We start from the raw sequence: 20,307 nt of genomic DNA, 5'->3' as shown, positions 1-20,307 counted from the left end.
CTCGACGCCCCCGCTTGCCGGGGGCGTTGTTTTCTGCTTCCGAGGTCTGCGTGTCCCACCCCGTCGAGCGCCGTTGGTATCCCATCTCCTTTGCAGTCGCCGCGCTGGTGCTGTTGCCGCTGAGTGTCCTGCTGTTCAGTTGGGGTGATATCGACACCGGTATCTGGTCGCATCTCTGGCAGACCCAGATACCGCGGCTGTTGAGCAACACGCTGACGCTGGTGCTGGGCGTCGGGGTAGGGGTGACGGTGCTCGGGGTCAGTCTGGCCTGGTTGACCTCACTGTGTGAATTCCCGGGGCGGCGCTGGTTGGATTGGGCGTTGATGCTGCCTTTCGCGATTCCCGCCTACGTGCTGGCATTTGTCTTCATCGGCTTGCTGGATTTCTCCGGCCCGGTGCAGACGCTGGCCCGCGAATGGTTCGGCACCGGGGTGCGGTTTCCTCGGGTCCGTTCCACGGGCGGTGTGATCATCGTGCTGGTGCTGGTGTTCTACCCTTACGTCTATCTGCTCGCCCGTTCGGCATTCCTCGCCCAAGGCAAAGGATTGATGGAGGCGGCGCGGGTGCTCGGGCAGTCGCCCTGGAAAGCATTCTGGAGTGTCGCGTTGCCCATGGCGAGACCGGCGATCGGCGCCGGCTTGGCACTGGCGCTGATGGAGACGCTAGCCGATTTCGGCGCTGTGGCGGTGTTCAACTTCGACACTTTCACCACCGCCATCTACAAGACCTGGTATGGCTTTTTCAGCCTCACCAGCGCGACTCAGCTGGCCAGCCTTTTGTTGTTGGCGGTGATGCTGGTGCTCTATGGCGAACGCCGCGCGCGCGGCGCAGCCCGGCCTGCCAACGACCGGGCCCGGTCTGCCGTGCTGTATCGCCTTCGCGGTTTCAAGGCCTTTGCAGCCTGCGCCTGGTGTGGCCTGGTATTCCTCTGCGCGTTCGTCATTCCGGTGCTGCAATTGCTGGTCTGGCTCTGGCAGCGCGGGCGTTTCGACTTCGATGAGCGTTATACCGCGCTGATTCTGCACACGCTCTACCTAGGCGCGTTGGCCGCGTTCATCACTGTCGCGGTGGCGCTGCTCCTGGCTTTCGCCAGGCGCCAGGCGCCGGTGCGCTCGGTTAAAGCAGCGGTCGGCCTGTCGAATCTGGGTTATGCGCTGCCCGGATCGGTGCTGGCCGTCTCGATCATGCTCGCGTTCAGCTATCTCGACCGTGAGCTGGTCATCCCACTATCCGGTTGGCTTGGCGGTGCTGGAAAACCGATTCTGCTCGGCAGTCTCGGCGCCTTGCTGCTGGCCTATCTGATCCGCTTCATGGCGGTGGCGTTCGGGCCGCTGGAAAGCGCACTGGCCCGGATTCGACCTTCGCTGCCGCAGGCATCGCGCAGCCTCGGCGTGGGTGGGGCGGGGCTGTTTGTCCGGGTTTACCTGCCGTTGTTACTACCCGGCACGCTGAGTGCCGCGTTGCTGGTGTTCGTCGACGTACTGAAAGAAATGCCGGCTACGCTGTTGATGCGGCCGTTCGGCTGGGACACGCTGTCGGTAAGGATCTTCGAGATGACCAGCGAGGGTGAATGGGCGCGTGCTGCGCTGCCGGCATTGACGCTGGTGTTGGTCGGGCTGCTGCCGGTGATCCTGTTGATTCGCCGTTCGGCCCGCCGGATCGGCTGAGTTCGTTCCATCGCCTCACCGTGACCTGTCTCAACCTTGAAGCTACAATGCGCCATCCAAAAATCGTCGGGCTTGTCTGTCCGGCTCTAATGAGCTTCACCCACGCCGCTTCGGCGACCTGCCCGGAAGGAGAAACCCATGGGTCAGCGTACTCCCCTCTACGATCAGCACCTCGCACTTGGCGCCAAAATGGTTGATTTCGGCGGCTGGGATATGCCGCTGCATTACGGCTCCCAAGTGGAAGAACATCATCAGGTGCGGCGTGATTGTGGAGTGTTCGACGTCTCCCACATGACGGTCGTCGATGTCGCTGGTACTGACGCCAAGGCCTATCTCCAGCATCTGCTGGCCAACGATGTGAACCGCCTGGGGCAGGTGGGCAAAGCGCTGTATACGGCGATGCTCAATGAGCGCGGCGGGGTGATCGACGATCTGATCGTCTACCTAACCGATTGGGGCTATCGCCTGGTCGTCAACGCCAGCACTCGCGACAAGGATCTGGGCTGGATGCAGGCGCAGGCCGAGGGCTACTCGGTCGAGGTAAGCGAACGCCCGGAGCTGGCGATGCTGGCCATTCAGGGGCCCAATGCGCGAGCCAAAACAGCCGAGCTGGTCAGCCAACCTCGCGCTGCGCTGATTAACGAGCTCAAACCTTTCCACGGCCGGGCCGTTGGTGAATGGTTCATCGGTCGCACCGGCTATACCGGTGAGGACGGTCTGGAAATCATCCTGCCGGCCGAACAGGCTCCGGATTTCCTGAGTGAACTGGTCGGAGCTGGCATTTCCCCGATTGGCCTGGGCGCGCGTGACACGCTGCGTCTGGAGGCCGGACTGAACCTCTACGGCCAGGACATGACCGAAGACGTGTCGCCGCTACAGGCCAATATGGGTTGGACCGTAGCCTGGGAGCCAGCCGAGCGCGAATTCGTCGGACGCGCAGCGCTGGAGGCGCAGAAAACCCAAAGCGACCTGCAGAAGCTGGTGGGACTGGTGCTCGAGGAGCGCGGCGTCCTGCGTGCGCACCAGACCGTGCGGGTCAATGGCTCTGGCGAAGGCGAGATTACCAGCGGCAGTTTTTCGCCTACGCTTGGCAAAGCCATCGCGCTGGCGCGTGTCCCTGCCGCAGCTGGCGACCGCGCCGAGGTAGAAATCCGCGGTAAATGGTATCCCGTGCGCGTGGTGCAGCCGACTTTCGTGCGTCACGGCAAAGTACTGGTGTAAATTCGGCCGACTGCTTCATTGCAGCGGGCCGTTAGAGCCTGCTTCGTGCCCGCAAACCGACAGTTTCTCGAGGACATAAGAATGAGCGACATCCCCAGCGATCTGCGTTACGCCGCCAGCCACGAGTGGGCCCGCCATGAAGCCGACGGCAGTGTGACTGTCGGAATCTCCGATCACGCCCAGGAAGCGCTGGGCGACGTCGTGTTTGTGGAGCTGCCGGAAGTCGGCCTGCAGCTCGCAGCCGGCCAGCAGGCGGGCGTGGTGGAATCGGTGAAGGCCGCTTCCGATATCTACGCTCCGGTTTCCGGGGAAGTGGTGGCCGTCAACGACCAGCTCACCGACTCGCCTGAAATGGTCAACAGCGAACCCTACGGTAGCTGGTTCTTCAGGCTCAAGCCGAACGATGCCGCGGAGCTGGACAAGTTGCTCGATGCAGAAGGTTACAAGGCCTCCTGCGACGCTGACGCTTAAGCGTTCCCTATCACGAAGCCCCGCTATGTCGGGGCTTTCCTTTTTTCGAGAGTAGCTGTCATGTCGCAAATGCCGCGCCTTTCCCAACTCCAGCAACCTGACGCCTTTCTGCGTCGTCATCTCGGTCCCGATGCGGCTGAGCAGCAAGCCATGCTCGACCTGCTCGGGCTGTCCAGCCGTGAGCAGTTGGTCGAGCAGACAGTGCCGCCGGCGATTCGTTTGAAGGGCGAGCTGGCGCTGCCGCCGGCGCTGGACGAGCAGGGCGCGCTGGCACGGCTGCGTAGCTATGCCGAAAAGAACGAGCTCTGGACCAGCCTGATCGGTATGGGCTACCACGGCACCATCACGCCGCCGGTCATTCTGCGTAACGTGCTAGAAAATCCGGGCTGGTACACCGCCTATACGCCTTATCAGCCGGAAATCGCCCAGGGCCGCTTGGAGGCCCTGCTGAATTTCCAGCAGCTGACCATCGACCTGACCGGGCTGGACTTGGCCAACGCATCGCTGCTCGACGAGGCGACCGCTGCGGCCGAGGCGATGACCTTGGCGCGGCGCATGGCCAAGAGCAAGAGCAACCGCTTCTTCGTTGACGAGAACTGCCATCCGCAAACGCTATCGGTCATGCAGACTCGCGCCGAGGCTTTCGGCTTCGAGCTGGTAATCGGCGCGGTCGAAGAAATCGACGGGCAGGATCTGTTCGGCGGGCTGCTGCAGTATCCGGATACCCACGGCGAGATTCGCGATCTGCGTCCGGCCATCGAGCAACTGCACGCCAAGCAGGCGCTGGCGTGCGTCGCGGCCGATCTGCTCAGCCTGTTGCTCTTGACCCCGCCGGGTGAGCTTGGCGCAGACGTGGTGCTCGGCTCGACTCAGCGCTTCGGTGTGCCGATGGGCTATGGCGGTCCGCATGCGGCCTACTTCGCCACGCGTGATGCGTTCAAGCGGGCGATGCCGGGGCGGATCATCGGTGTGTCCAAGGATGCCCGCGGCAACACGGCGCTGCGCATGGCGCTGCAGACGCGCGAGCAACACATCCGGCGCGAGAAGGCCAACTCCAACATCTGTACTGCGCAGGTACTGCTGGCCAATATCGCCAGCTGCTACGCCGTGTATCACGGACCCGAGGGGCTCAAACGCATCGCCCAGCGTACCCATCGGCTGACCTCGATCCTGGCCAGCGCGCTGGAGAAGAACGGCATCAAGCGCGTCAATCAGCATTTCTTCGACACCCTGACCCTGGAAGTCGGCGGCGCGCAGACGGCGATTCTCGAAAGCGCGCGAGCGGCACGGATCAACCTGCGCATTCTTGGGCGTGGCAAGCTCGGCGCCAGTCTTGACGAGACCTGCAGCGAGGCGACGGTCGAGCAGTTGCTCGCTGTCTTTCTCGGCGCCGATCACGGGCTGGAAATCGCCAAGCTGGATGAGGGTGACATCCCCAGCGGCATCCCGTCCGAGCTGCAGCGCAGCAGCGCCTACCTGACGCACCCGGTCTTCAATACCCATCACAGCGAAACCGAGATGCTGCGCTATCTCAAGCAGCTGGAGAACAAGGATCTGGCGCTGAACCAGGCGATGATCCCGCTCGGTTCCTGCACCATGAAGTTGAACGCCACCAGCGAGATGATCCCCATCACCTGGCCGGAGTTCGCCAACCTGCACCCCTTCGCGCCACGCGAGCAGGCGCAGGGTTACAAGTTGATGATCGACGAGCTGGAAGCCTGGCTCTGCGTTATTACCGGCTTCGATGCGATCTCGATGCAGCCGAACTCCGGTGCGCAGGGCGAGTACGCCGGACTGGTGGCGATCCGCAAATACCACGAGAGCCGCGGTGAAGGGCAGCGCGACATCTGCCTGATCCCATCCTCCGCTCACGGCACCAACCCGGCCTCGGCGCAGATGGTCAGCATGCGCGTCGTCATCGTCGAGTGTGACAGGGCGGGCAACGTCGATCTCGAAGACCTCAAGCGCAAGGCGGCCGAAGCGGGTGACAAGCTCTCCTGCCTGATGATCACTTATCCGTCGACCCACGGCGTTTACGAGGAGGGCATTCGCGAGATCTGCGAGGCGATCCATGCCCAGGGCGGCCAGGTCTACATGGATGGCGCCAACCTCAACGCCCAGGTCGGACTGGCGCGGCCGGCGGACATCGGTGCCGACGTCTCGCACATGAACCTGCACAAGACCTTCTGCATTCCGCATGGCGGCGGTGGCCCGGGCATGGGGCCGATCGGCATCAAGGCGCATCTGCTGCCCTTCGTTTCCAACCATCCGGTGATCGAACTGCAAGGGCCGAATCCGGAGAATGGCGCGGTCAGCGCGGCGCCATGGGGCAGCGCGAGCATTTTGCCGATCAGTTGGATGTACATCGCGATGATGGGCCCGCAGCTGCGTGACGCCACGGAAATTGCGATCCTCAGCGCGAACTATCTAGCGGTGCGTCTCGATGAGGCATTCCCGGTGCTTTACAGCGGACGTAACGGTCGCGTGGCGCATGAGTGCATCATCGATTTGCGGCCGTTGAAAGCGCAAACCGGCATTACCGAAGAAGATGTCGCCAAGCGCCTCATCGACTATGGCTTCCACGCACCGACCATGTCCTTCCCCGTGCCCGGCACCTTGATGATCGAGCCTACCGAGAGCGAATCGAAAGTCGAGCTGGATCGCTTCGTCGAGGCGATGCTGCGTATTCGTGCGGAAATTGCCAAGGTCGAGAGCGGTGACTGGTCCGCCGAGAACAACCCGCTGGTGCATGCGCCGCATACCTTGGCGGATGTGACTGGCGTCTGGGATCGTCCCTACAGCATCGCCGAAGGCGTGACGCCGAGCGCCCACGCTCAGGCGCACAAGTACTGGCCGGCGGTGAATCGGGTCGACAACGTCTTCGGCGATCGCAACCTGTTCTGTGCGTGCGTGCCGGTGGATGACTATCGGGAATGAGGCAGGGCTGATACCAGCACAAGCGTAGGGTGCGCTCCGCGCACCAATGGGCGTATACGAGGCCTGCCGTGCGCGGAGCGCACCCTACGGCGCGTCGGCGGCCCGCCGGTCGGCGCCAGGTAGTTTCGGCGTTGTCGAGGCGCCGCGGCGTAGCGGTGGATGTCACTATTCACGTCTACCGTGGCTCACCCGCGGATCGGTAAAGCGTATTTCCAGCCTGCGGCCTATTCCGCTTCGAGCATGCCCAGCAGCTCGGCCAGTTTGAGCTGCGCTTCTTCCACGCCTTGACGCTTGGGCGCCGAGAAAAGCTGCACGCTGACGCCATCTCCCCAACCCTTGCGGATGTCCCGCTGGATTGCCAGCAGTGCGTTCTTCGCCGCGCCGAAGGCCAGCTTGTCCGACTTGGTCAGCAGGATATGCAGCGGCATGTCGCTGGCGGTGGACCAGTCGAGCATCATTCGGTCGAACTCGGTCAGCGGATGGCGGATATCCATCATCAAAAACACGCCGGCGAGGCTTTCGCGGCTGCTCAGGTAGGCCTCCAAGTGGCGCTGCCAGTGCTGCTTCAATGGAATCGGCACCTTGGCGTAACCGTAGCCAGGGAGGTCGACCAGTCGGCGATCGTCATCGAGACGGAAAAAATTGAGCAGCTGAGTGCGGCCCGGGGTCTTCGACGTACGGGCGAGGCTGGCGTGAGTCAGGGTGTTCAGCGCGCTGGACTTGCCCGCATTCGACCGGCCGGCGAAAGCGACTTCAAGGCCCTCGTCAGCCGGGCATTGGTCGACCTTGGCGGCGCTGGTCATGAACGTGGCTTGCTGGCAGAGGCCGAGAATCGGGTTTTTGGGGAGCATGGGCTTTCCGGTGGGCGCGCGGGGTGCGGCAATGGTTCATTTCCGTTTCAGGACCGCCAGTATATAATGCCGCAGATTTTGTGTGCGCTTTGGTCTCGAAAGAGCCTATACAACGGCTCGCTGGCTGTGGCGGGAGTTATCGCTAACGCGCTCGGTGCGAGACCGGATGCCACCTTCAAACGAGCATGCCATGGCTCAATAGCTGGCCTGCCGAATAAGATTTTTTTTAACCCTTAGCCGTAGTTGGATGAGCTGATGAACAAAGTACTCGTGAGTCTGCTGTTGACCCTTGGCATCACCGGTATCGCCCACGCGGCTGGAAATGCCGAAGCCGGTCAGGAAAAGATTGCCGTCTGTGGCGCCTGCCACGGTGCCGATGGCAACAGTCCCGCACCGAACTTCCCCAAACTTGCAGGCCAGGGCGAGAGTTATCTGCTCAAGCAGCTACACGACATCAAGGCCGGCAGCAGTCCTACCGCCGAGCCAGGTGTGGGGCGCAAGGTGCTGGAAATGACCGGCATGCTCGACCCCTACAACGATCAGGATCTTGCCGACATCGCCGCTTATTTCGCCAGCCAGAAGATGACCGTTGGCATGGCCGATCCGGCGCTGGTTGAGCAAGGTGAACAACTGTTCCGCGGTGGCAAACTGGACCTGGGCATGCCGGCCTGCACTGGTTGTCACGCGCCGAACGGGGTTGGTAACGACCTGGCGGGCTTCCCGCAGCTGGGTGGTCAGCATGCTGCCTACACGGCCAAGCAGCTGACCGATTTCCGCGAAGGCAACCGCACCAATGACGGTGACACCATGATCATGCGGACCATCGCTGCCAAGCTGAGCAACAAGGACATCGAAGCGCTGTCCAGCTACATCCAGGGTCTGCACTGATAGCATCGGCGCAACCGATACGGAGGGCGTTCAGGTGAGAGCCTGAGCGCCCTTTTTGTTTTGCGCCGCTACAATGATTGTCAAGATATTGAAAAGCGGCGAAAAGCGCTGGCGAGCACGAATGATTTGCTGCAGCCTGTGGCGCTATCGGTCAGCCGTCCAAGCCAAGGGAGTCACCATGCGTAAACTCGTTCTCAGTGCCGTTCTCGTAACCGCCAGCCTGTTCGGCTTGCCGGCCCACGCGGCGGAATTCCAGGCGGGCAAGGAATATGTCGAACTCAAGACTCCGGTACCGGTAGCCGAACCGGACAAGATCGAGGTCGTCGAGCTGTTCTGGTACGGCTGCCCGCATTGCTACCAGTTCGAGCCGATCATCAACCCGTGGGTCGCAGAGCTGCCGGATGACGTGGATTTCAAGCGCATTCCGGCCATGTTCGGTGGCGTCTGGAACGTCCATGGCCAGATGTTCCTGGCGCTGGAATCCATGAACGTCGAGCAGAAAATTCACGACGCGGTATTCAATGCCTATCACCGCGACGGCAAGAAGCTGGACACGCCGGAAAAGATGGCTGAATTCCTAGCCGGGGAAGGCGTTGATCAGGAGGCGTTCCTTAAAGCCTATAACTCCTTCGGTGTGAAGAGCCGCGCCGAGCAGGCCAAAAAGCAGGCCATGGCTTATCAGATCACTGGCGTACCGGTCATGATCGTCAACGGTAAGTACCGTTTCGATATCGGCTCCGCAGGCGGCCCGGAGCGCGCGCTGAAGGTCGCCGACTTCCTGATCGAAAAAGAACGGGCAGCTCGGTAAGCGCCAAATGTTGCGCCGTTGGAGTTCACCACGCCTGGCCGGACCCGGTCAGGCGCGGGTCAACCCACTCTGCCTGGACTCCAGTGGGCTACCGTGCAATGGCCGGTTGCGCCTGCTCAGCTTCAACATCCAGGTCGGCATCAGTACCGAGCGCTACCATCATTATCTGACTCGCAGCTGGCAGCACCTGCTGCCGCATCCGGGGCGAACCGGAAATCTACAGCGCATCGGCGAATTGCTCGGCAACTACGATCTGGTGGCGTTGCAGGAAGCAGACGGTGGCAGCATGCGCTCCGGCTATATCAATCAGGTGGAACACCTCGCGCAGCTCGGGTCCTTTCCTTACTGGTATCAGCAGCTGAACCGCAACCTGGGTCGTTTTGCTCAGCACAGTAACGGCGTACTCAGCCGTCTGGAGCCGCAGGGGCTGGAAGATCACCCGTTACCCGGTCCGTCCGGCCGCGGCGCTATCTTGCTGCGGTTTGGTGAAGGCGAGGATGCGCTGGCGGTGGTCATCATGCATCTGGCGCTCGGCGGTAGCACCAGAACGCGCCAGCTGGCCTATATACGAGACCTGGTCGGGAGCTACCGTCATCAGGTATTGATGGGCGACATGAATACCCATGCCAGCGATCTGCTCGAAAACTCGCCGTTGCGTGACCTTGGGCTGCAGGCCCCGCAGATCGAGGCGACCTTTCCCAGCTGGCGTCCGCAGCGCTGCCTCGACCACATATTGCTGAGTCCGAGCCTGACACTGGAGCGCGTCGACGTGCTGGCGAAAATCAGTTCGGATCATCTGCCCGTAGCCGTGGAGATTCGCTTGCCCGACTCGCTGCATGGGGATGCCCTGCCAATGCCGGTAGGCACGCCGACATGAGCGACGACACGCAGCGCTGGAAGGAAAAGTACCTGCAATTGGTGGAGCAGCAGGAACAGCTCGAAGAGCGTTGGCGCTCGCATCTCGATTTGCTGCGGCGCAGCCTGGTGCGCAGCAGCTATGCCGTGGATGGCACCGACCCGGTCGTCGAGCAGTGCATGCATGAGCTTCGCGAAGTTCTGCGCGACGATGTGCCTGAAGATCGCCTGGCGGCGCTGGTGCCGCGTCTCGAACGCGCCGTGCTGGACACCGAGCGGCGCAAGAAGGAGCGTCTGGAGCATCTGAGCCGGTCGTTGCACCGTCTGGTAGCGCAGTTGCTGGCATTGCCGTTGCCCCGCGAGGTTCGCCAGCCATTGAAGCGTTTTGCGCGACAGCTCGATGATCGGGCCGCACAGCCGTTCGAGTTGCCGGCTTTGCTCGGTGAGCTGGGTGAGTTCCAGGATCGAGCGTTGACCCTGCAGCTAGCCGAGACAGGCGGCTCGGTGGGGTTACTCGGCAGGCTGTTCGGCCAGCGGGCACGGAGTACGGAACGACTCCAGGATGCTGACGCCGTGGTTTCATCAGACGTGATCGAAACCGCTCGGGAGGTCCAGCCGGAGCCCGACGAAACAGCGGCGACACGGCGAATCGAGCCGTTGACCGATAAAGGCCGCCAATTGTCGGTCGAAGCTGATCGTGGTGATGCGAACGAGGCGCTCTGTTTGGAGGCGGCCATCGCGCCGGTGGCTTCTGCTGCTCCGGCGGCCGAGGTGCACGTTCTTCCTGCCTCGCCCGAGCAAGCCTACAGCGCCATCGCCGAGCGGGTGGAGTCTGCGTTGTATAACCTGCTCGATGGCCTGCAATTGCCAGAACACCAGCAGCCGCAGTCGGTGGCACTTCGAGAGCGAATCGAGCAAGGGCTGAACTGGTATGAATTAGTGCCGCTTCTGGACGATCTGGCGCAGCTGATAATCGCGGCGGCTGATCAGGGGCAACGCGAGTTCGAGAGTTACCTGAAACTGCTCAATGAGCGCTTGGCGACCATGCAGGACAACCTTCGCGCCGCCCATGAAGGCCACGCGCAGAGCAGGGAAACCGCGCAAGCGCTGGATGAGCAACTGCGTTACCAGGTCGACGGCTTACAGCACAGCATGCTCAGCGCCAAGGACCTGCCGACCTTGAAACAGGCCGTTCAGGCCCGAATCGACCGCTTGCTCGAGACCGTCGACACCTATGAGCAACAGCGCGGCGAGCATGAGCAGACGGTGAGCGAACGGCTTAACTCCCTGGTCGGGCGGGTTGCAAGCCTTGAGCAGGCTGCCAGCACCATGCGAGATCGTCTCGAAGAACAGCGGCAAATCGCCTTGCGTGACCCGCTGACCGAACTTCCCAACCGCGCTGCATGGGATGAGCGCCTGGAGTTGGAAGTGGCGCGTCAGCAACGCTACGGCGGCCAGCTGCTGCTGGCCGTGCTGGACGTCGACCATTTCAAGCGCATCAATGACAGTTTTGGCCATCTCGCCGGCGATCGCGTGCTCAAGATCGTCGCCGGTGAGCTGCGCAAACGGCTGCGCAAGACCGATTTCATCGCTCGTTTCGGTGGAGAAGAGTTTGCGCTGCTGCTGCCTGAAACACCGGCAGAGGCGGGCCTGAATTTGCTTGAAAGTCTGCGTACGGGCATTCAGAACTGCCCGTTCCACTTCAAGGGAGAGCGCATCCAGGTAACGCTATCGGGCGGGTTCGCAAGTTTCGCAGACGCCGATCAGCCCGAGCAGGTGTTCGAGCGCGCCGACCGCGCGCTCTATCGGGCCAAGGATGCCGGGCGCAACCGTATCGAAGCGGGCTGACCAGCCGCTCTGGGAGCGGTTCGGGCGCCTCGGTATAATCCCTTTCCCTTATTCCAGCACCAACTCGCGGTGCTGCGCCGAGGCCGCTGCGTACTGTCCGTCCAACGGCCGATGTCTGGGTCATTTCGCTGTCGACCAGAGGTACCGATGAAAGCCTTGATTTTTGCCGCGTTTGCCTTGCTGCTCGCAGGCTGCGCCAGTGGCCCGCGTATCGATACCAGCCATACGTCCATTGGCCAGGACAGTAGGGTGCAGTTCATCGTCCTGCATTACACATCAACCGATCTTCAGCACTCGCTCGATATCCTCAAGGGTGACGGCGTCAGCAGTCATTACCTGATCGCAGAGGCGCCAGCGACTATTTACCAGTTGGTCGACGAGGATCGCCGCGCCTGGCATGCCGGCGACAGCCAATGGAATGGCCGCACCTGGCTCAACTCCAGCTCCATTGGCATCGAGTTGGTCAACCGCGGTTATATCGAAAGCGAGAGGGGGCGGCTTTGGTATCCCTATTCCGAGCAACAGATCGACGCGCTGATCGTGCTGCTTAAGGACATGATGCTGCGCCATGGCCTGAAGCCGGGCGCCATCGTCGGCCACAGCGATATTGCCCCGCAGCGAAAGGTCGATCCCGGCCCGTTATTTCCCTGGAAGCGCCTGGCCGACGCCGGACTGGTGCCTTGGCCGGACGCCGCCGAAGTCGCACGTCAGCGCAGCCTGTTCGCCATGCAATTGCCGGATGTGGCCTGGTTCCAGGAGCAGCTCGTCAGGCAGGGTTATCAAGTGCCGAAGCACGGCCATCTCGATCTTGAAACGCGCAACGTGATCGCGGCCTTTCAGATGAAGTATCGCCCGACACGCTTTGACGGCGAACCGGATGCCGAAACCGCCGCGATTCTCGCCGCGCTAGGTTCTCAGCGTTGAGCTGCACTCAGGCGCTTGGAGTGCAGCCGATTAGCCGCGAGTCGGCCAGCGCAGCGGTGCGATGGATGGCTGCCGCCTGGTATTCCTCATCCGCCAGCATTGCCAAGAAGGCCTCCGGCGAGGGATATCGCACCAGCAACATTTGATCCCAGCGCTCTTGGTCCGGGGCTATCAACGCGAACTGAGCTCTGGCGGCTACCTGTACCTCACCCCCGGCCGCCCGCACCTTGCGTAGCGCAGTGCGGCTGTAGCGTGCATAGGCCTCCGTGCCGCTGCATGGTGCTTGTTCGCTGTCGACGGGATAGGCCGCCTCGTGGTTGAAGCGCAGCAGGTTGAGCATGAGGATCGGCTCGCCGGCCGGCATCTGCTCGGCGAAGCGCTTCAGTTGTTCGACGCTGGGATTGAGGCTGGGCATGCGCGGCTCCTGATTGTTCTTCTAGGCCCTGCTTGGCTCAGATCGGCAGGGCGATGTAGAAGATGGTGCCGTGACCGATTCGCGAATGCACGCCGATACGACCACCATGCAGTTGGGCAATTTCCTTGCATAAGGCCAGCCCCAGTCCGGCACCACCGCGGCGGCGACCAATCTGCACGAACGGCTCGAAAATCCTCGCCTGCTGGCTGTAGGGAATCCCTTCGCCATTGTCTTCGACGCTGAGGATGACCCGCTCGCCGTGGTGCCGCGCCAGCAGGCGGATTTCGCCACCCTCGGGCGTGTGCCGCAGTGCGTTGCTGAGAAGATTGTCGAGCACCCGCTCCATCTGTTGTCGGTCCAGCAGCAGGTTGGGCAGCGGCTCCTGCAGTTCCAGCTCGATATCGATATCGCTCTGCGCCGCGGCGGCCTGGAAGCGCTGGCGCGCTTGCTCGAGAAGCTCGGTCGGGTCGCATGGCTCGCGCTCGAGTTTTTGTTGGCCGCTCTGGTAACGCGAGAAATTCAGCAGATCGTTGATCAGCGTGACCAGACGCTGCATTTCTTCATGCACGGTGCTGAACAGGTCGGCCTCGCGGCTACTGTCCGGATAGTGCGTCCGCTCGCGCAGCAGGCTGAATGCCATCTGCATGCCGGTAACCGGAGTACGCAGCTCGTGCGAAGCGCGCAGGACGAACTCGTTGCGTACGCGCTCGAAGGTGCGCTGGTCGGTGACATCGTGGAGGACCATCACAGCACCGCTGATGCGTCCGTCGTGATGATTCACCGGGCTCAAGCGCCACGACAGCAGCCTGCGCTCGCCGTCCGCCTCGATCACCAGATCTTCCGGCGGGCCGGATAATGGCTTGTCATCCAGCACCTGTTGCGCGGCCTCATCCAGCTCCGGATAACCGAGGGCCTGACCGAGTGTCGAACCCAGGTGCTCGTTTTCCCACGCCAGCTGCCGTTGTGCGACCGGATTGGCATGCTCCAGCCGGCCCTGGCGATCGACGATCAGCAGGCCGTCATCGATGCTATCGAGCAAGGCTTGCAGGCGCTGTTGGCCATTGACCAGCGCCTCGACATTGGTTTGCTTGAATTGGTGCAGGGCCTGCGCCATCAGACCGAAGCGGCGGATCAGCGAGGACAGTTCGGCAATGGGCGAGGAGGGCAGGTCGATGCTGAAATCGCCGCGACCGATCTGGTCGGCCACACCGGACAGCTGTTCGATCGGATCGCCAAAGCGGCGGGCGAAGCTGTGCGCAGTGATGAAGCCGATCAGCAATACCGCAATCCCGGTCAGACCGAGCAGCCCGGCCAGCAGTTGCGCCCGTTCACGGCTGCGAATCTCGGTGTCGCGAATCTGGGCGTATGCACTGTGCTGCATCTCGACCATCAGTTCACGTACGCGATTGAAGGACTGGCTCAGGGCATTGTCTTCCAGCAGCGTCCAGTTCAGGCTCGCGGGCGTCTCCAGTTCGTTGATGAAGCTGGCGTATGCCTCCCCGATCGCCCGGTACGCCTGTTGGTCTGTCGCCTTCGTTGCCTGGGACAACCCGCGTGACAATGCCGTCTGGAACACCTCGCGCGATTCTGCGAACGCGGCGCCGTCACGCTCCTCGCGTACCAACAGCAGCAGATGATTGCTCAGGGCCTGGCGTAATTGCTGGTTGACCTCGATCACGCCGAAGTTGTCGCGGATGAGCTTTTCCTGGCTCTGGGCCATCTGCACCACGCTGACCAGTGCCAGCACCAGCCCTAGTAGTGCGACGGTCATCAATGCCGAGAAGCCCAGGAAGAGACGGGTTCTCAGCTTCATCTGGATTTTCATAAGCCGTATTGCTTGCGCTTTCGGTAGAGCGTCGAGGCGTCGATGCCGAGAATTCGGGCGGCCTGTTCAAGGGTGTCGCTGGTGCTCAACACGCCAGAGATATGCGCTTTCTCCAGATCTTCCAGACTGAGCGGCTCACCGATGCGCGGTGCGTTGTTGATGTTCTGATCAGCCAGCCCGAGATGGCTGACTTCGATCATCTCCTGCGGGCAAATGATGCTGGCGCGCTCGACCACGTTGCGCAGTTCGCGCACGTTGCCGGGCCAGCGATAGGTTCGCAGTGCCGCGATGGCACTGTCGCTGAAGCCACGCGCTGGGCGTCCGTAGTTCTTGACGAAGAACGCGAGGAAGCGCTCGGCCAGCGCAATAACGTCTTCCGGACGCTCGCGCATCGGCGGCAGGTTCAAGGTGATGACGTTCAGGCGATAGAGCAGATCCTCGCGGAAGCGTCCTTCACGCACCATTTCCTCAAGATTCAGGTTGGTCGCGGCGAGGATGCGCACATCGGCACGCCGCGTGACCGGATCACCGACGCGTTCGTATTCCTTGTCCTGAATGAACCTGAGCAGCTTGGGTTGCAGGGCCAGAGGAAAGTCGCCGATTTCGTCGAGGAACAGCGTGCCGCCGTCAGCCTGGTTGACGCGCCCGAGAGTGCTTTCGGTCGCGCCGGTGAAGGCGCCGCGGTTGTGCCCGAACAGCTCGCTTTCCATCAGGTCCGCCGACAGCGATGGACAGTTGATGGTGATGAAGGCTTTCTTTGCACGGCGGCTCCAGTTGTGGATCGCCCGCGCCAGTTCCCCCTTGCCGGTACCGGATTCGCCGAGAATCAGGATGTTCGCATCGGTGTCGGCCACCTGTCGGCCGGTCTCCAGGACGCTCATCATCGCCGGGCTATAAGATCCCAGCGCGTCACTGCGCTTCTGCACCTCGCCTTCCAGCGCTTCCAGCCGCGCCGCCATCTGGCGGACCTCCAACTGCTTGGCGGCTGACAGGCGCAATTGCTCGGGGCTGCACGGCTTGACCAGATAGTCCGCAGCGCCGGCCTGCATGGCGTCCACCGCGGTATCCACGGCGGAATGAGCGGTGACGATCACGACGCGCATCCAGGGCGCGAGTACACGCATCTGTTGAAGGACGTCGAGGCCGTTGTCTTCGCCAAGGCGTAAATCGAGGAAGCACAGGTCGAACACCTGACGTTGCAGAATCGCTTCGGCCTGCGAGGCGCTGGCGGCCGTGACCACTGTGTAGCCCCGATCCTCGAGGCAGTAGCGGAAAGTACGCAGGATCGCGGCTTCGTCATCTACCAGGAGAATGCGCCCACCGCTGTCGGTCGTTTGGTCCATGGATGCTCCAGTCAGGCAAAGGCGGTCTTTGCTGGCGAATCGGGTGGATAGTCGTGTCTCGTCGAGTGCTCGGATCGCCGAGCCTATGTTGGCGCCTGCTTTAGTCTACGAAAAGGCTTGCAAGTTGCACGGTGTCATTGGGCCTTTCCTGCACCCTGCAATCAATCATCAAGCGGAACGCTCGCGCAAGTGTTTGATTATGAAGGCACCGGGCTTTGCGTTCGTCTGGCACGCCGCTTGCGGCCAAACCTTCGGAACGCGCTCGACCGGCTTCGGTTCGCGCATCGTAGCAGTCATCCCGGAGGCCATATGAACCAGAACATGAGTCAGCTCAACGAGCTTATCGAGATCACCCGCGACGGCCAGCATTTCTACCAACACGCGCTTGAGGTCGTAAAGGACGTCGAGTTGCAGCATCTGTTCCGTGACCTCGCGCAGGCCAAGACCCACATCATTCAGGCGCTGTCGGTGAAAGTCGCTGCCAACCAGGAGCAACCGGCCCAGGGCGGCACCACCGCCGGCAAATTACGCGAGATGTATGCCGACACCAAAGCGCGCCTCGGTGATGCCGATGCCGTGTACATCGATCAGCTGGATCAGACGGAGGAACGCATCCTCGCCGCGTTCGAGGATGCCTTGAAAACCGCCGAACCGGATGTGAGGGCGTTGCTGGCCATCGAGCTGCCGAAAATACGCGCCTGCCACGAGAAGGTTCACAGACTCAACCACGGCTCGGCCCATTGAGCGTGAGGCCGGGATTAGTCCGTCATGCAAATCGCACGGTGATCGAAGCAGGCATCGTGCAATATAAGTTGACGATCGGACTAATAGGCAATCTAACTAATTGAAAACAAAGCACAAATTAGATCTTTTAAGGCTGGCATGACGTCTGCACTGTAATAAGCAAGACAGAGGGTAAGACAGACATGCCCCGCATGCTTAGAAGGAGTTTGAGGATGAATCGTCAGGCGCGTTTCTCACTGGTTGGCAAAGGTTTCCTAACCGCAGCTGTAGTTACTCTCATCGTTGGTGCCGAGCGTCCGATGTCGCAACCGCTCAGCCAGGCACAGCATGAGTCAGCGGAACGAATCCGGATGTATGACGCTCAACCAGTAGGGATCGTGCAAACCGGCCCTGCACCGAAGACGATTGATTACATGCAGGTGCGGTCGGAGCAACGCTGGGTTTTTTAGTGGTAAACCGCGAGCTGATCCATTGCTGATATCGGTCCCGCAAAAGATGTCTTGAACCGAAGAGAGGTAACACCATGCTGAGCTGGGCTATTACATTTCTGATCATCGCCATCATCGCCGCGGTACTGGGCTTCGGTGGTATCGCTGGCACTGCAACGGGTATCGCCAAGATCCTGTTCGTGGTTTTCCTGGTGCTGTTCGTCGCTTCGCTGATCTTCGGCCGAGGTCGCGGTCCGCGTGTCTGATGCAGTGATGCCGCCCGCGAGGGCGGCTGCAACGCCAACGGATGTAGTAAAGGCGGGATGCCAGAATTCAGTGCCTTCGCACGGTGGTTGCGCGGGCCTACAAAGACTGAGGTGATTCGCCCAGCGAACACCAGTCAGCCCGCGTAGCGGGGGAGCCAAGGGGTCGGGACGCTCTGTTCGACGGAGTGACCTAAGGGTACATGGAGTGCCCTCTTCAGGGACCAGGCTCAGCAAAAGGCAACCGAAGGTGGAGTCACCACCTTCGGCTTGCAATCGCTTCAGCGTTCGCACTCCCTTTCGAGATATCGGTTCAGGATCGACCGGCGTTCATGCCAGCCGATTGTTCGGGCGCAGCGTAGTTATCGTCATCTCCCTTGGCCTGTGCCGCAGCTTCCCCCTCGTTCCTCCGAACGTCTCAGACGTGTGCGCATGGCTGTTCACCAGCCGCACCGCTATCATCGCGTGCAGTCAAAATCGGAGACTCACATGCTCAACGGCCTCTGGCTGGGCTTTTTTCTGATCGCCACCGTTGCCGCGCTTGGACGCTGGCTGCTGGGCGGCGATCCGGCGGTATTCGCCGCACTGGTCGAGAGCCTGTTTGCCATGGCCAAGCTGGCCGTGGAAATCATGATCGTGCTGTTCGGCACCCTGACACTCTGGCTGGGTTTCCTGCGCATCGCCGAGAAGGCGGGTCTGATCGACGTGCTGGCGCGCATGCTAGGGCCGCTGTTTCGCCGGCTGATGCCCGAGGTGCCGGCTGGGCACCCGGCCTTGGGGCTGATCACGCTCAACTTCGCCGCCAATGGTCTTGGCCTGGACAACGCCGCGACGCCCATCGGCCTGCGCGCCATGCGTGCACTGCAGGAGCTTAATCCCAGCAAGACGGTCGCAAGCAACGCGCAGATCCTTTTTCTCGTACTCAACACCTCATCGCTGACGTTGCTGCCGGTTTCGATCTTCATGTACCGCGTGCAGCAGGGCGCCGAAGATCCGACTCTGGTGTTTCTGCCAATCCTGCTGGCAACCACCGCCTCCTCCCTAGCGGGTCTGCTGGCGGTGGCGTTGGTACAGCGACTGCGCATCTGGGACCCGGTGGTGCTCGCCTATTTCATTCCTGGTGCGCTGCTGCTTGGCGGCTTCATGGCGCTGCTCGCCGGGCTCTCGGCCACCGCGCTGGCATCGTTGTCATCGCTGCTGGGCAATCTCACGCTGTTCGGGCTGATCATCGGCTTTCTGGTTGTCGGGGCGCTGCGCAAGGTGCCGGTCTACGAGAGCTTCATCGAGGGCGCCCAGGAAGGTTTTGAGGTTTCCAAAAATCTGCTGCCCTATCTCATCGCCATGCTCTGCGCCATCGGCGTGCTGCGCGCTTCCGGCGCGCTGGATTACGGGCTGGATGGCATTCGCTGGCTGATCGAAGCACTGGGCTGGGATACCCGTTTCGTCGATGCGCTGCCCACGGCGCTGGTCAAACCCTTCTCCGGCAGCGCGGCGCGGGCGATGCTGATCGAGACCATGCAGAACCACGGCGTCGACAGCTTCCCGGCGCTGATCGCGGCGACGGTGCAAGGCAGCACCGAGACCACCTTCTATGTGCTTGCCGTGTATTTTGGTGCGGTCGGCATCCAGCGTGCGCGGCATGCGGTGGGGTGCGCGTTGGTGGCGGACTTCGCCGGGATTACGGCGGCAATCCTGGTCTGCTACTGGTTCTTTGGGTAAAGCGGTGCAGCGCGCCATTGCGCGCACGGCAGAGGCCAAGTGCCAATCGATAAAAAGAACCCGCCATCGGCGGGTTAAAGCGTGGTCCGCTGCCAAAGCCGAAACAGCGGCTCGGCTAGAAACATCACCAGAAACAATCTCAGCACCTGTAGCGCCGTCACCAGCGCCACTGATAATTGTAATGCTTCGGCCGTCAGGCACAGCTCGGTGATGCCGCCCGGCATCATCCCCAGCATCAGCGACGTCTGGTTCAGCGTCGCCGCCCAGCCCAGCGCCTCGGCTAGACCCGCTGCGGCGAGCATCGCCAGCAGCGTGAACAACAGGATACGCAGCAGGAATCGAGGCGCGCTGCGAAAGAACGGTCGGTCGAAGTGACAACCCAGCGAGCATCCGATCAGCCATTGGCCGAACTGGCCTACCCCATCCGGCAGGCCTAAATGCAGATCGAAGCCAACGCTGGCTGCAGCGCAAGCGGTCAGAGGCCCAAGCATCCAGGGGTTGGGTTGACCGAACTTCTTCCATAGCAGAGCCAGCAGCGCGCCAGCTGGCAGCAACACCGCCAGCCACGGCCAGCTCACGGGCGCTGGTGGTGGGGCATCCACTGGCGGCAGGCTCCAGGTGAACAGCGCCGGGACGATCAGCACCACCAGCAGCAAGCGCAGGCTGTGGGCGGCGGCGACCATTGCCGGCTGTGCGGCATGGCGTCCGGCCAGATTGACCATCTCGCTGGCGCCGCCCGGCATGCTGGAGAAGAACGCGGTGGCGCGGTCGGTGCCGCTGCGCAGGAGAATGGCGAGGCCGATCAGGCTCAGCAGCAGGGTGCCCAGCGCGCCGGCGAGGATCACGCCGAAGTGCTCGATGACCTGCTGCATGACCTCGCTGGTGAAATGCAGGCCGATGGCGCTGGCGATCAACCATTGCCCGGTTTGCCGTCCATAAGGGACTTCCTTTACCAGCCAGCCACTGCAGCGCACCGCGATGACTGCCAACAGCGAACCGACCATCCAGGGCAACGGCCAGTTCGCTAGGCTTGCCAGCCAGCCGCCGAGGGCGCCGACCAGAGGCGTCGCCCACCAGGCTGGAAGCCTGGGCTGCGGCAT

At 62.0% G+C, this 20,307-nt stretch carries 18 protein-coding genes; 13 read left to right on the top strand and 5 right to left on the bottom strand.

Translation table 11 applies throughout. The features are described 5' to 3' along the window. Positions 1–50 precede the first annotated feature (50 nt). From GYM54_RS12285 to gcvP, 4 genes are all read left to right on the top strand, one after another. Positions 51–1,667 (top strand): iron ABC transporter permease, encoded by a 1,617-nt coding sequence (locus GYM54_RS12285; RefSeq protein ID WP_181103082.1) that lies wholly within the window; start codon positions 51–53, stop codon positions 1,665–1,667. Between the two features lie 138 nt (positions 1,668–1,805). Further along, entirely contained in the window at positions 1,806–2,888 is a 1,083-nt protein-coding gene (gcvT, locus tag GYM54_RS12280) for a glycine cleavage system aminomethyltransferase GcvT (RefSeq protein ID WP_131651328.1), read from the top strand. Positions 2,889–2,969: 81 nt separating this feature from the next. Then, positions 2,970–3,359, top strand: a complete 390-nt coding sequence (gene gcvH, locus GYM54_RS12275) for a glycine cleavage system protein GcvH (RefSeq protein ID WP_181103080.1) — start codon at positions 2,970–2,972, stop codon at positions 3,357–3,359. A 60-nt stretch (positions 3,360–3,419) separates the two neighbouring features. Beyond that, positions 3,420–6,296 carry an aminomethyl-transferring glycine dehydrogenase gene (gcvP, locus tag GYM54_RS12270; protein ID WP_197445299.1) on the top strand — a complete coding sequence of 959 codons (2,877 nt, stop codon included), beginning with the start codon at positions 3,420–3,422 and terminating at the stop codon, positions 6,294–6,296. 224 nt (positions 6,297–6,520) lie between these two features. Here the strand turns inward: gcvP and yihA are convergent, their stop codons facing one another. Further along, on the bottom strand, positions 6,521–7,147 hold the full coding sequence (gene yihA, locus GYM54_RS12265; protein ID WP_197445298.1) for a ribosome biogenesis GTP-binding protein YihA/YsxC: 627 nt from the start codon (positions 7,145–7,147) through the stop codon (positions 6,521–6,523). 255 nt (positions 7,148–7,402) lie between these two features. Here yihA and GYM54_RS12260 point away from each other — a divergent pair, with 255 nt between their 5' ends. From GYM54_RS12260 to GYM54_RS12240, 5 genes are all read left to right on the top strand, one after another. Further along, complete coding sequence (locus GYM54_RS12260) at positions 7,403–8,035, top strand: cytochrome c (RefSeq protein WP_181103076.1); 633 nt, start codon at positions 7,403–7,405, stop codon at positions 8,033–8,035. Positions 8,036–8,213: 178 nt separating this feature from the next. Then, positions 8,214–8,843 carry a thiol:disulfide interchange protein DsbA/DsbL gene (locus tag GYM54_RS12255; RefSeq protein WP_131651333.1) on the top strand — a complete coding sequence of 210 codons (630 nt, stop codon included), beginning with the start codon at positions 8,214–8,216 and terminating at the stop codon, positions 8,841–8,843. 7 nt (positions 8,844–8,850) lie between these two features. Further along, on the top strand, positions 8,851–9,720 hold the full coding sequence (locus tag GYM54_RS12250; protein ID WP_131651334.1) for an endonuclease/exonuclease/phosphatase family protein: 870 nt from the start codon (positions 8,851–8,853) through the stop codon (positions 9,718–9,720). Beyond that, positions 9,717–11,546: a GGDEF domain-containing protein gene (locus GYM54_RS12245; protein WP_197445297.1), complete on the top strand. Its 1,830-nt coding sequence runs from the start codon at positions 9,717–9,719 to the stop codon at positions 11,544–11,546. The genes GYM54_RS12250 and GYM54_RS12245 overlap by 4 nt, the downstream gene beginning before the upstream one ends. 147 nt (positions 11,547–11,693) lie before the next feature. Continuing rightward, positions 11,694–12,470, top strand: coding sequence for an N-acetylmuramoyl-L-alanine amidase (locus tag GYM54_RS12240; RefSeq protein ID WP_197445296.1), 777 nt, complete (start codon positions 11,694–11,696; stop codon positions 12,468–12,470). Positions 12,471–12,477: 7 nt separating this feature from the next. Here GYM54_RS12240 and GYM54_RS12235 read toward each other — a convergent pair whose 3' ends face one another. The 3 genes from GYM54_RS12235 to algB are packed head-to-tail and all read right to left on the bottom strand — an operon-like array spanning position 12,478 to position 16,053. Beyond that, entirely contained in the window at positions 12,478–12,885 is a 408-nt protein-coding gene (locus GYM54_RS12235) for a DUF1330 domain-containing protein (RefSeq protein WP_181103063.1), read from the bottom strand. A 37-nt stretch (positions 12,886–12,922) separates the two neighbouring features. Beyond that, the gene (locus GYM54_RS12230; RefSeq protein WP_197445295.1) at positions 12,923–14,710 is read right to left on the bottom strand and encodes a KinB sensor domain-containing domain; all 1,788 of its coding nucleotides are present in this window, start codon (positions 14,708–14,710) and stop codon (positions 12,923–12,925) included. Then, positions 14,707–16,053 carry a sigma-54-dependent response regulator transcription factor AlgB gene (gene algB, locus GYM54_RS12225; RefSeq protein ID WP_131651339.1) on the bottom strand — a complete coding sequence of 449 codons (1,347 nt, stop codon included), beginning with the start codon at positions 16,051–16,053 and terminating at the stop codon, positions 14,707–14,709. The genes GYM54_RS12230 and algB overlap by 4 nt, the downstream gene beginning before the upstream one ends. Before the next feature lie 309 nt (positions 16,054–16,362). Between algB and GYM54_RS12220 the strand changes: the two genes are divergently transcribed. From GYM54_RS12220 to GYM54_RS12205, 4 genes are all read left to right on the top strand, one after another. Next, positions 16,363–16,797 (top strand): PA2169 family four-helix-bundle protein, encoded by a 435-nt coding sequence (locus GYM54_RS12220; RefSeq protein WP_197445294.1) that lies wholly within the window; start codon positions 16,363–16,365, stop codon positions 16,795–16,797. 212 nt (positions 16,798–17,009) lie between these two features. Next, entirely contained in the window at positions 17,010–17,246 is a 237-nt protein-coding gene (locus GYM54_RS12215) for a hypothetical protein (RefSeq protein ID WP_131651341.1), read from the top strand. 74 nt (positions 17,247–17,320) lie between these two features. Beyond that, positions 17,321–17,491, top strand: coding sequence for a DUF1328 domain-containing protein (locus tag GYM54_RS12210; protein ID WP_003282841.1), 171 nt, complete (start codon positions 17,321–17,323; stop codon positions 17,489–17,491). A 486-nt stretch (positions 17,492–17,977) separates the two neighbouring features. Beyond that, positions 17,978–19,207: a nucleoside recognition domain-containing protein gene (locus tag GYM54_RS12205; RefSeq protein WP_131651342.1), complete on the top strand. Its 1,230-nt coding sequence runs from the start codon at positions 17,978–17,980 to the stop codon at positions 19,205–19,207. Positions 19,208–19,281: 74 nt separating this feature from the next. Here the strand turns inward: GYM54_RS12205 and GYM54_RS12200 are convergent, their stop codons facing one another. After that, entirely contained in the window at positions 19,282–20,307 is a 1,026-nt protein-coding gene (locus GYM54_RS12200; protein WP_181103057.1) for an AbrB family transcriptional regulator, read from the bottom strand.

Origin of the sequence: Pseudomonas sp. MTM4, assembly GCF_019355055.1 — a bacterium.
GTDB lineage: Bacteria > Pseudomonadota > Gammaproteobacteria > Pseudomonadales > Pseudomonadaceae > Stutzerimonas.
The sequence above is the reverse complement of the archived record's forward strand: the minus strand, read 5'-3'. Positions and strand labels throughout refer to the sequence as shown.

Excerpts from the sequence above, each read along its gene's own strand:
- gcvT (WP_131651328.1), top strand. The coding sequence starts at position 1,806 with ATGGGTCAGCGTACTCCCCTCTACGATCAGCACCTCGCACTTGGCGCC.
- gcvH (WP_181103080.1), top strand. The coding sequence starts at position 2,970 with ATGAGCGACATCCCCAGCGATCTGCGTTACGCCGCCAGCCACGAGTGG.
- gcvP (WP_197445299.1), top strand. The coding sequence starts at position 3,420 with ATGTCGCAAATGCCGCGCCTTTCCCAACTCCAGCAACCTGACGCCTTT.
- yihA (WP_197445298.1), bottom strand. The coding sequence starts at position 7,147 with ATGCTCCCCAAAAACCCGATTCTCGGCCTCTGCCAGCAAGCCACGTTC.
- GYM54_RS12260 (WP_181103076.1), top strand. The coding sequence starts at position 7,403 with ATGAACAAAGTACTCGTGAGTCTGCTGTTGACCCTTGGCATCACCGGT.
- GYM54_RS12255 (WP_131651333.1), top strand. The coding sequence starts at position 8,214 with ATGCGTAAACTCGTTCTCAGTGCCGTTCTCGTAACCGCCAGCCTGTTC.
- GYM54_RS12250 (WP_131651334.1), top strand. The coding sequence starts at position 8,851 with ATGTTGCGCCGTTGGAGTTCACCACGCCTGGCCGGACCCGGTCAGGCG.
- GYM54_RS12245 (WP_197445297.1), top strand. The coding sequence starts at position 9,717 with ATGAGCGACGACACGCAGCGCTGGAAGGAAAAGTACCTGCAATTGGTG.
- GYM54_RS12240 (WP_197445296.1), top strand. The coding sequence starts at position 11,694 with ATGAAAGCCTTGATTTTTGCCGCGTTTGCCTTGCTGCTCGCAGGCTGC.
- GYM54_RS12235 (WP_181103063.1), bottom strand. The coding sequence starts at position 12,885 with ATGCCCAGCCTCAATCCCAGCGTCGAACAACTGAAGCGCTTCGCCGAG.
- GYM54_RS12230 (WP_197445295.1), bottom strand. The coding sequence starts at position 14,710 with ATGAAAATCCAGATGAAGCTGAGAACCCGTCTCTTCCTGGGCTTCTCG.
- algB (WP_131651339.1), bottom strand. The coding sequence starts at position 16,053 with ATGGACCAAACGACCGACAGCGGTGGGCGCATTCTCCTGGTAGATGAC.
- GYM54_RS12220 (WP_197445294.1), top strand. The coding sequence starts at position 16,363 with ATGAACCAGAACATGAGTCAGCTCAACGAGCTTATCGAGATCACCCGC.
- GYM54_RS12215 (WP_131651341.1), top strand. The coding sequence starts at position 17,010 with ATGAATCGTCAGGCGCGTTTCTCACTGGTTGGCAAAGGTTTCCTAACC.
- GYM54_RS12210 (WP_003282841.1), top strand. The coding sequence starts at position 17,321 with ATGCTGAGCTGGGCTATTACATTTCTGATCATCGCCATCATCGCCGCG.
- GYM54_RS12205 (WP_131651342.1), top strand. The coding sequence starts at position 17,978 with ATGCTCAACGGCCTCTGGCTGGGCTTTTTTCTGATCGCCACCGTTGCC.
- GYM54_RS12200 (WP_181103057.1), bottom strand. The coding sequence starts at position 20,307 with ATGCCGCAGCCCAGGCTTCCAGCCTGGTGGGCGACGCCTCTGGTCGGC.